The 6,000-nt window shown below is 68.9% G+C and carries 5 protein-coding genes; 3 read left to right on the plus strand and 2 right to left on the minus strand.

Translation table 11 applies throughout. From position 1 onward, the window contains the following. The first annotated feature begins 11 nt into the window (after nt 1–11). From JS521_RS16780 to JS521_RS16790, 3 genes are read left to right on the plus strand one after another with little or no spacing between them, the layout of a single operon-like run. Complete coding sequence (locus JS521_RS16780; RefSeq protein ID WP_205083796.1) at nt 12–1,025, plus strand: carbohydrate ABC transporter permease; 1,014 nt, start codon at nt 12–14, stop codon at nt 1,023–1,025. After that, a complete protein-coding gene (locus tag JS521_RS16785; RefSeq protein ID WP_205083797.1) occupies nt 1,018–1,911 on the plus strand; it encodes a carbohydrate ABC transporter permease in 894 nt (297 codons plus the stop codon). Before JS521_RS16780 ends, JS521_RS16785 begins: the two co-directional genes overlap by 8 nt. 20 nt (nt 1,912–1,931) lie before the next feature. Beyond that, nucleotides 1,932–3,290 carry a GH1 family beta-glucosidase gene (locus JS521_RS16790; RefSeq protein ID WP_205083801.1) on the plus strand — a complete coding sequence of 453 codons (1,359 nt, stop codon included), beginning with the start codon at nt 1,932–1,934 and terminating at the stop codon, nt 3,288–3,290. Nucleotides 3,291–3,411: 121 nt separating this feature from the next. Here JS521_RS16790 and JS521_RS16795 read toward each other — a convergent pair whose 3' ends face one another. Then, complete coding sequence (locus JS521_RS16795; protein WP_205083798.1) at nt 3,412–4,179, minus strand: isocitrate lyase/PEP mutase family protein; 768 nt, start codon at nt 4,177–4,179, stop codon at nt 3,412–3,414. 97 nt (nt 4,180–4,276) lie between these two features. After that, nucleotides 4,277–6,000: discoidin domain-containing protein (locus JS521_RS16800; protein WP_239487386.1), on the minus strand; the 1,724-nt coding region annotated here is incomplete at its 5' end.

Raw genomic sequence — 6,000 nt, forward strand, 5'->3', positions numbered from 1 at the left:
GGCCCTGATCCATGACCGCCACCGTCACCACGGACCCCGAGGTCGACAAGTCGACCAGCAGGGGTACGAGCCGGGGCACCGGGGGTGCGCGCAGGAGACTGCCGCGCATCCCCGACCGGATCCGCCAAGGCGGACTGCCCTATCTCCTGCTCCTGCCCGCCGTCCTGCTGGAACTCCTCATCCACATCATCCCGATGGTCATCGGGATCGTGATGAGTTTCCGTCAGCTCACGCAGTTCTTCATCAACAACTGGGGCGCCGCGCCCTGGTCGGGCTTCGACAACTACAGGATCGCCGTCGACATCGACGCCCCGATCGGTGAGGCCCTGCTCCACTCGTTCTTCGTCACCTGCGTCTTCACGTTCTTCTCCGTCGGCCTGGCGTGGCTGCTCGGCACAGCGGCGGCGATCCTGCTCCAGGAGAGCTTCCGGGGCCGGGGCGTCCTGCGGACGATCTTCCTAGTCCCGTACGCACTGCCGGTCTACGCGGCCGTCATCACCTGGGCGTTCATGTTCCAGCGGGACAACGGGATGATCAACCACGTCCTGCACGACCAGCTCGGCATCACGGACGAGCCGTCGTTCTGGCTGATCGGCGACAACAGTCTCTACACCCTGATAATCGTCTCGGTGTGGAAGGGCTGGCCGTTCGCCTTCCTCATGCTGATGGCCGGGCTCCAGAACATCCCGCGCGAACTGTACGAGGCCGCCTCGATCGACGGCGCGGGCATCTGGCAGCAGATCCGCCGGATCACGCTGCCCTCGCTGCGCCCGGTGAACCAGGTGCTGGTCCTGGTGCTCTTCCTGTGGACGTTCAACGACTTCAACACGCCGTTCGTACTGTTCGGGAAATCGGCGCCGGAGAACGCGGACCTGATCTCGATCCACATCTACCAGTCGTCGTTCGTCACCTGGAACTTCGGCACCGGGTCGGCGATGTCCGTCCTGCTGCTGCTCTTCCTGCTGATCGTGACGGCCGTCTATCTGTTCCTCACCTCGCGCGGAAGGAAGGGCTCCGATGTCTAGCCTCACGCGGCCGACCCGCACCGCCCGGTCGCGGGCCCGCTCGCCGATGGCCGCGCCGCAGTCCTTCCTCTGGACCCGGCGCATCATCCTGACGCTGCTCGCCGGCTTCGTCCTGCTGCCGGTCTACGTCATGGTCAGCAGCTCGCTGAAGCCGCTCCAGGACGTGTCGGGGAAGTTCCAGTGGCTCCCGTCGAGGCTGACGATCCAGCCGTACTTCGACATCTGGGAGACCGTCCCGCTCGCCAAGTACTTCGTCAACTCGCTGATCGTGGCGGGCTCGGCGACGGTGCTGTCCGTGACCATCGCGGTGTTCTCGGCGTACGCAGTGAGCCGCTACCGGTTCCGGGGGAAGCGGGTCTTCACCGTCACGGTGCTCTCCACGCAGATGTTCCCGGGGATCCTCTTCCTGCTCCCGCTGTTCCTCATCTTCGTCAACATCGGCAACAGCACCGGCGTCGCGCTGTACGGCTCGCGCGGCGGGCTCATCCTCACGTACCTGACGTTCTCGCTGCCGTTCTCCATCTGGATGCTGATCGGCTACTTCGACTCCATCCCCCGCGACCTCGACGAAGCGGCCCTGGTCGACGGCTGCGGTCCCGTCCGCGCCCTCTTCCAGGTGGTCGTGCCGGCGGCCGTGCCGGGGATCGTCGCGGTGTCCGTCTACTCCTTCATGACGGCCTGGGGCGAGGTGCTCTTCGCCTCCGTCATGACGAACGACGCCACCCGGACCCTCTCCGTCGGCCTCCAGGGCTACGCCACGCAGAACGACGTGTACTGGAACCAGGTCATGGCCGCGTCCCTCGTCGTCAGCGTCCCGATCGTCGTGGGCTTCCTGCTGCTCCAGCGCTACCTGGTCGCCGGGCTCACCGCGGGAGCCGTCAAGTGACCTCCACAGAAAGGCAGTACGTGTCCGACCTCACCGCACTCCCGGCCGACTTCACCTGGGGCGTCGCCACCGCCGCGTACCAGATCGAGGGAGCCGTGGCCGAGGACGGCCGCTCCCCCTCCATCTGGGACACGTTCTCGCACACCCCGGGCAAGGTCGACGGCGGCGACACCGGTGACATCGCCTGCGACCACTACCACCGGGTGCCCGAGGACATCGGCCTGATCAAGCAACTGGGCGCGGACGCCTACCGCTTCTCCGTCGCCTGGCCGCGCGTCGTGCCCGGCGGCGACGGGCCGGTCAACAAGGCGGGCCTCGACTTCTACGACCGGCTCGTGGACGGCCTGCTGGAGGCGGGCGTCACCCCGTTCGCCACGCTCTACCACTGGGACCTGCCGCAGGTGCTCCAGGACCGGGGCGGCTGGACCGTACGGGAGACCTCGGAGCACTTCGCGGCGTACGCCTCCCAGGTGGTGGAGCGCCTGGGCGACCGGGTCAAGGACTGGGCGACGCTCAACGAGCCGCTGTGCTCGGCCTGGATCGGGCACCTGGAGGGCCGGATGGCACCGGGTCTCACCGACCTGACCGCCGCCGTGCGCGCCTCCTACCACCTGCATCTGGGCCACGGCCTCGCCGTTCAGGCGATCCGGGCGGCCTCCTCGGGCGCCCGGGTCGGCATCGTCAACAACCTCAGCCCGATCGAGCCGGCGAGCGTGAGCGAGGCCGATCTCGCCGCCGCCCGCCGCGCCGACGGTCACATCAACCGCTGGTGGCTGGACCCGATCCTGGGGCGTGGCTACCCGCAGGACATGGTGGAGGAGTACGGAGTCGAACTCCCGGTCCGGGAAGGCGATCTGGAGACGATCGCCGCACCGCTGGACTGGCTGGGGATCAACTACTACTTCCGCCAGATCGTCACCGCCGACCCCGACGGGACCGCACCGCACGCCCGGCAGGTCTCCGTCCCCGGCGCCCGGCTCACGCACATGGACTGGGAGGTCCACGCGGAGGGCCTGGAGCAGCTGTTGCTGCGGCTGACCGAGGAGTACGGCGTCCAGCGCATCTACGTCACCGAGAACGGTTCGGCGTACGAGGACGTCGTCGCGGCGGACGGTTCGGTGCACGACCCGGAGCGCGTCCGCTATCTGGAGGAGCACCTCGCCGCCTGCGCCCGCGCGGTCGGCAAGGGCGCCCCGCTGGCCGGGTACTTCGCCTGGTCACTGCTGGACAACTTCGAGTGGGCGTACGGCTACGACAAGCGGTTCGGCCTGGTCCACGTGGACTACGCGACCCAGCGCCGTACGGTCAAGAGCAGCGGCCTCCGGTACGCGGAGCTGGTCCGGGAGCACGCGGCACGAAGCGCCCGCCCCGCCGCCTGACCTCGCTCCCCGCTCCTGGCGGCCGCCTGACCACTCTTCTCCCCTGCTTCTCCAGGCAGCCCTCCGGCCGCGGCGAATCGCTCGCCACGGCCGGAGGCTTTCTCGCATCGCCGGGCGGCCTCTAGGAGGACGGCGCCCAGGGCTTCAGCATGTCCTTCATCGCGTCCGTCAGCGCGAGTTGCAGCAGCGGGCCGTAGGTGATCCGGCCGACTCCGAGGCGGCGGAAGCGCTCCAGGTCATGCTTCACCGGATGCGCCGTGGTGTTCACGGGGACGGCGACGGCCGCGGTCACCGCCGCGAGCAGCTCGTCATCGTCCTGAATCTTGACCGGGTAGACGCTGTCGGCGCCGGCCTGCTCCAGGGCCCGCAGTCGCTCGATGACCTCGTCGAGGACGGCGGAGGGGTTCTCCGCGTGCGCGAAGAGGTCGGTGCGCCCGTTGACCCAGACCGGGACGCCCGCGTCGTCGGCCGCCGCGCGCAGCCCCGCGACGTAGCTCGCGTGCTCCTGCGTGCTGCGCACGCGTCCGCCCTCCGAGTGGACGGTGTCCTCGATGTTGAGTCCGACACCGCCGGCCTCGATGAGACCGGCGACGAGGTCCGCGGGCTTCTGGCCGTAGCCGGACTCCAGGTCCACGGAGACGGGGACGTCGACCGCCGCGATGATCGGCCTGACGGCGGCGAGCACCTCCTCGAAGGTCTGGCCCTCCTGGTCGGAGGCCCCGCGGGAGTCGGCGAGCGGGTGGCTGCCGATGGTCAGCGCGGGGAAGCCCGCGGTGGCCGCGGTCCGCGCGGACCAGACGTCCCAGACGGTGGGCAGTACGAGCGGCTTGTGTTCGGCGTGCAGGTGCTTGAGGCGCTCAGCGCGCTCGACAGTGGTTCGAAAGTCCATGACGAGGACGCTACCCCGCATCGCCCGGGAACCACGTGACGAGCCCGCGCCGACAGCGGGGATGGGCCGGCGCGGAAGCCTTGCGAGCCCTGCCGGATCAGCTCCGGTAGACGCCGAACTCGTAGAGCGAGTAGCCCCACGGGGTGCCGCGCTCGGAGGTGCTCACGCGGACGTAACGGGCGTTGCCGGTGACCTGGATGTCGTCGATGCCGCCGTTGCCCGCTGTCTCGGTGTGGACGGTGTTCCAGTCCTGGCCGTTGTCCGAGGTCTGGACCGTGTACCCCTTGGCGTAGGCCGCCTCCCAGGCCAGTTGGACGTGGTCGAAGGAGGTCGTCGCGCCGAGGTCGACCTGGATCCACTGCTGGTCGGCCCACTCACTGGCCCAGCGGGTGTCGAAGGAGCCGTCGACGGCGTTGGACGCCGGGCAGGGGCAGCCGACGCTGTCCGGCTGGTAGGACGAGGCCTCTGCCGGCTTGCCGGAGGCCAGGTTCACTCCGTCGACCTTCGGCGGAACCACCGTGAAGGACTTCGTCTCGATGCCGACGTTGCCCTTCCCGTCGGTCGACTTCAGGTAGACCTTCCAGACGCCGAGCCTGTCCGGCGCGGTGACCTCGAAGGTGCCTTCACCCCGGTCGATGAAGTCGGCGTCCGTCAACTGGCCGCTGTCGTCGATGTACTTGGAGTTGACCAGCACCTGGTGGGTGAGCGCGTCGCCGTCGGGGTCGGAGACGGACGCCTTCAGCGTGAACGGCTTGCCCGCCTCGACGGCGGAGGCGTTGTCGACGGTCATGCCGCTGATGACCGGCGGGGTGTTGTCGCCGGAGGTGTCCCCTCCGTACGCCTCCTTGACCGCGTAGTACGAGAGCCGCTTCTGGCCCGCCGGAAGCAGGTTGAACCAGACGCCGCCGAAGTCGTACTCCGTGCCGTAGTGGAACAACGTGGCCCCGAGCGACACCCCTTGATGCCCCTCGACGCAGTCCCAGGCCCGCTGGTAGCCCTCCGCCTTCGCCACGTCGCTGGGTTCGTCCGGGATGCCGTTGGCGTCGTCCGGGACCTCCCACTCGCCGGCGGGTCCGCCCTCGGTGACGATGTAGGGCTTGTCGTAGCCGCCGCTCTCCCAGGTGGCACGGATGTCGCAGACGGCGTCGTAGGAGTTGACGGCGTACAGGTCGAGGTCGGGCGCGTTCTTCTTGTAGTACGGCCAGGCCCCGGTCCATGCGTCGGTCGAGGTGACCGGGTGGTTCGGGTCGACCGCGTGGATCTTTTTGGCGACCTCGTTGACGAACGTGGTGTACGCGTCGCGCTGCCGCTCCAACTCCTCGCCGCTGTAGCAGTTCTGGAGTCCGAGCACAGACTCGTTGCCGACGTTCCACATGAGGACGCCCTCATGGTCCTTGTAGGCCTCGACCCACTTCGGGAACTCGGCGAGCATGTCGTTCTTGTACGCGGTGTCCGTCAGGTAGTTCACACAGCCGCCGCTGCCGGGGCCGCCGCCCGGTTGCAGCCAGAACCCGGCGATCACCTTGATGCCGTTCGCGGCCGCGCTGTCCAGCAGGGGCTTCGTGGTGGCGTCGGTGCCCCAGGTACGGATCGTGTTGACGCCCATCGACTTCACGTCGGGCATGTACTGTCCGGCGTCTGCGACGGACGGGCCCCAGGTCAGGCCCTTCACGGTGTAGGGGGCGCCGTCCACGGTCAGCTGCCAGGCACCCTGGGAGCCGGTCACCTTCACCACACTTCCGGCGGCCTGGGCGGTCGGCACAGGGAGGGCGGCCGCCGCGGCGGCCAGGAGGCCGGCGACGGCGAGACGTGCGGTGGTAC

It is taken from the genome of Streptomyces durocortorensis, assembly GCF_016901035.1.
In the GTDB taxonomy this organism is placed as follows: domain Bacteria; phylum Actinomycetota; class Actinomycetes; order Streptomycetales; family Streptomycetaceae; genus Streptomyces; species Streptomyces durocortorensis.

Coding starts and splice junctions, on each gene's coding strand:
- JS521_RS16780 (WP_205083796.1), top strand. CDS start 12: ATGACCGCCACCGTCACCACGGACCCCGAGGTCGACAAGTCGACCAGC.
- JS521_RS16785 (WP_205083797.1), top strand. CDS start 1,018: ATGTCTAGCCTCACGCGGCCGACCCGCACCGCCCGGTCGCGGGCCCGC.
- JS521_RS16795 (WP_205083798.1), bottom strand. CDS start 4,179: ATGGACTTTCGAACCACTGTCGAGCGCGCTGAGCGCCTCAAGCACCTG.